Annotated in this window: 4 protein-coding genes; all 4 read right to left on the reverse strand. The window is 65.8% G+C overall.

Translation table 11 applies throughout. The features are described 5' to 3' along the window. Positions 1 to 1516 (reverse strand): peptidoglycan-binding protein (locus D588_RS0101045; RefSeq protein ID WP_017914664.1); only part of this gene is annotated, 1516 nt, incomplete at its 3' end. Positions 1517 to 1567: 51 nt separating this feature from the next. Further along, on the reverse strand, positions 1568 to 2737 hold the full coding sequence (locus tag D588_RS26050; RefSeq protein WP_081613443.1) for a lysozyme inhibitor LprI family protein: 1170 nt from the start codon (positions 2735 to 2737) through the stop codon (positions 1568 to 1570). Between the two features lie 121 nt (positions 2738 to 2858). Next, positions 2859 to 3416, reverse strand: coding sequence for a lysozyme inhibitor LprI family protein (locus tag D588_RS0101055; protein ID WP_017914666.1), 558 nt, complete (start codon positions 3414 to 3416; stop codon positions 2859 to 2861). A 97-nt stretch (positions 3417 to 3513) separates the two neighbouring features. Next, positions 3514 to 3717 (reverse strand): fibronectin type III domain-containing protein (locus D588_RS0101060; RefSeq protein ID WP_026143232.1); only part of this gene is annotated, 204 nt, incomplete at its 5' end.

Genomic DNA, 3717 nt, shown 5'->3' on the forward strand with positions numbered 1-3717 from the left:
TGCGTGGATCGCCTTCGACGACGAAGACGTACTGCCCTGGTTCGGCCTGACGACCGCGTTCGCTGAGCAGCACATGATCGACCCGGGTAAGGCCGCTGCGTGTGGCGAGCTCGGTCAGGCTGGCCTTCATGCATGCGCTCGCCGTGTCGGACCCGCGGCCCAGTTGCCGGTCAAGTGCGTCCACGCCGTTGCAGCAGTCCTGATACAGCGAACTGTGCATGGCACCAGGTGTTGCCGACGTCGGTGCCTGGCCTTGTCGGCGATCTGGCGATGGTTCTTGCGCTGCAGGTGCGGATTGGGCGGGTTGGCCTGGTGCCTGCTGGCGGGTCTGGTACTCGGCCCTGGTATACGGCGGCGGTTGCGGAGGCCAATTTTCCGGACGGTCGAATTCCGTGGTCGGCGCTAGATGCTGGCTCACCGCGAACGCATTCAACTGTCGCCGCGTCTCCGTATCGGCGCGTCCGGTCTCCTGTAGCCCATTGGCCTTCTGGAACGCACGGACGCCGGTTTCGATGTGCTCGTCGTAAAGGCGGTCGCCGCTCCAGTTCGGAGGCGCATTCTGGATGTAGCCCAGGCCCTGCAACTGCCGGCGCAGCTCATAGACGGGCTCCCCCTTCTCGCCTCGGCGGAGCTCCCCGTCCTTCAATGGCCCGTATAGGTCCGTCATGGTCTGGCGCTTGAATTGCGGCTGTGCCTGCAAGGTATCGGCGCGCAGTTCGGCCAGCATGGCGGCATCGACGCGGCCGGTTGGCTCTGCCACGCCTTTGCTGCGTTCGTACTGCTTGACCGCATGTTCGGTCCCGGCGCCGAAATCACCATCGGGCGAGATGGTCTTGCCCTTGCCGTCGGTCATCCCCAACGCCGCCAGATACTGCTGTGCTTCGAAGACGGTTTGATTCGCATCGCCCTTGCCGACAGACACCGGCGGATTGGATGCAGCCGGCGCTTGCGCGGGCGCCACGCCTTCGCGTTGGGCGCGCTCTACCAGCGCAGGTACCGAAGCTTCCCAAGTGCGCGCATAACCGGCGATGGTTTGCACGCTTGCCGCATCACGGGGATTGATGATCGCGCGTGCGCCGGCATAGTCCTGTTTGTCGGCGTTGATATGGGCGGCCAGGGTCTGTCCCGGCACGAAGTCGCCATCGCGCATGCCGGCGACGAGGATCTTCGTCGCAATGGCGGCTTCCGCAGCCCGGCTTGGCGATTGCACGAGTTCTCGGCCTAGCCCGGCCTTCTCGCCAAGCTTTTCGTACAACTCGACATGGGTGAGATGCGCATAACCGCGGCCGTAATAGGCTTCGCCACCGTGATAGGACAGCGTCACGGCCTGCTTTCGCCCCCAGTCCTCTTCAGGTGCCTGGAAGTCCCTGGATTCGTGCTGTGCGGTTGCCAGCACATATGCGATCTGCCGGGTGTCGGTGACACCGTGATCCAGGCAGCTGCGGACGATCAGGTCGACCGACTGTTCGCGTGTCAGCCCGAATCCTGCGTTCTGCTTGCCGTATCCGTCGCTCATGGGAAGTCCTTGTCTCTCTGGGGCGTGCGAGGGCTGCGCCGTACTGGCTGGCTACTCGCAGAAATCCAGGGTCTTGCTGGAATGCCGCGTCGGTGTCGTTCCGTGCAGTGCAAGCGTCACCATGGTGCGTTTGCATTGTCCTTCTTCGGACCACAGGTGCAGGGTCGTGCCGCTGATGCCCGAGAGTGCGAGGCCGCGTGTCGCCTGTGCGAGCTTCTCGCTCTTCACAAAGCGCTTGGCCTTTGGATCGAATAGATAATAGGTATAGGCGGGCGCGCCGAGGCGGCCGGAAAAGTCGGTCCACAACAGCAGATCGTCGTAGCCGTCGCCATTGATGTCCGAGACGATCACGGTATAGCGCAGGCCCTTGCTCTCTTCGCCCTGTTGGGCGATGGTGCCGCGGTAGGCGGCGACATAGTCCTGTTGATCCGCTGTCTTGTTCAAAAAGACCAGCGACGGGACAGGGATGGACTGTTTACCTGTTTGACGCTGCACCACGACCGTCGCGGGCGCGCAGCGCAGGAGTAGCCCGCCGGTGTCGCGACAATGCGCGTCTGCGACCTGCAGGCTTAGATCTCCAAGGGAAAACGCGACCTGTCCCGCCGCATCCGGCAGCCCAGTCGCAGTGAACACCTTCGCCACCGAGCCTGCATCGGGCGACGGCGTGATCGGCCTGGCGGCACTGATCGACGCGACGAACTGCGGATCGTTCAGTTGGCGCAGTCGGCCGATCGTCGTGGCCAGTCTGCATTGCTTGGCATCCAGGCGCATCGCTGGGCTTGCCTGCTCTGGCAGTTTGCAGCGGTTCTGGTAGATCTGCGCGATCCACTGGCGCTGTGCGGCTTGCAACGTCGATCGCTCTTTCGCGGAGAGCAGGGCCGCCATGCGGGCGCGGTAGACCCTGTTCAACTCGCCGTCCTGGTAGGCGAACTCCTCGTCCACGCAGCGTTCCCGCGCCTCCTGCTGCATCGCCTTGGAGAGACACTGCGAATATGTCGGACGCAGCGCGTCCTTCTGCAACGCCAACAACTCCGCGCCCGACGGCAAGGACGGAGCCGCCGCGACTGCGCCACTTAGCACCATCGCGGACAGGGCCCCGAGGCACCGGGTGCCGAGCCAGCGCGCGTGCGCCCATTTGAACGATGAGACAAGGCCAGGGTGCGGCAGTTGTGGCGACGTGCTCCGCTTACGAATCCGATCCCGTTGTTCCATGCCTGCCATCTCCGGCCTCCATGCAACGCCTTTGAAAGACCTCAACCGTGCGCTGCTGCCGGGGACAATCGCCCGCTCGGCACCGCAACACGCTGCCGCGTATCGTCCGACGGCTTGCCTGTCGCTGCCCTCAACGCCCGCCGCGCGTATAGCCTTCCAGTTCGTCGGCGCGGGAGCTGATCCGGCGCAGGGTGGCTTCGGCGCTTTGCAGGCCCGCCTCCTGGCCGCGTGCGCCGAGCGCCCGGTCCAGGTTGGCGGCCTGTTCGTTGGACTGCTGCCAGGTGGACTGCGCGTCCATCAGGCGGGACCGGTCGGTACCACTGATGCGGTAGCGCAGCTTGTCGTAGGCGCGGTCCAGGCGCTCCTGCTGCACGCGCTGTTCGCGCTGGATGCAGCGGCGGCTCTCGTCCAGGCCCTGCGCCTGCTTGCGGCAGTCGTGGTAGGTGGCGGACAGGCCATCGCGCGGTGCAGCGGCTTCGGTGCCGGCCGGCGGCATCTGCTGCAGTTGCTGCTGCATCTGCTGGATCTGCTGGGCCTGCTGCTGCAGCAGGCGCTGCTGTTGCTGCAGTTGCGCATCGCGCGGGTCGGTCTGCTGCGCGGCGGCATTGCCGCACACGCCGGCGACCATCGCGGCGATCAGCCAGGCGCGCAGCCGGCGCTGGTGCTGGGTTCCCTGGTGCTGGTGCATCGTCCTTCTCCTTCGATCGGCAGCCGATCCTGCCGCGCGCCGCATCGCCGGTGCGCGGTCGAGGTGGGGCCAAGCATACGGGAAGGCGGTGATGGCTTCATGGCACGGCGATGCGGGCGCTCAGCGGGGAGACACCGCGCTCGTCGAAGGCTTCGACGGCGAACACGTAGTCCTGGTCGCGGTTCAGCGCCCGGATCTCCAGGTCGGTGCCGCGGTCGGCGAACACCTGGTAGGTGAGGTTGAGGCGGTCGGCACGCAGGCCCCAGCGCACGTTGTAGCCGACGGCGCCGGGCACCGCCTG

Source organism: Xanthomonas sp. SHU 308, from assembly GCF_000364645.1.
Classification (GTDB): domain Bacteria; phylum Pseudomonadota; class Gammaproteobacteria; order Xanthomonadales; family Xanthomonadaceae; genus Xanthomonas_A; species Xanthomonas_A sontii.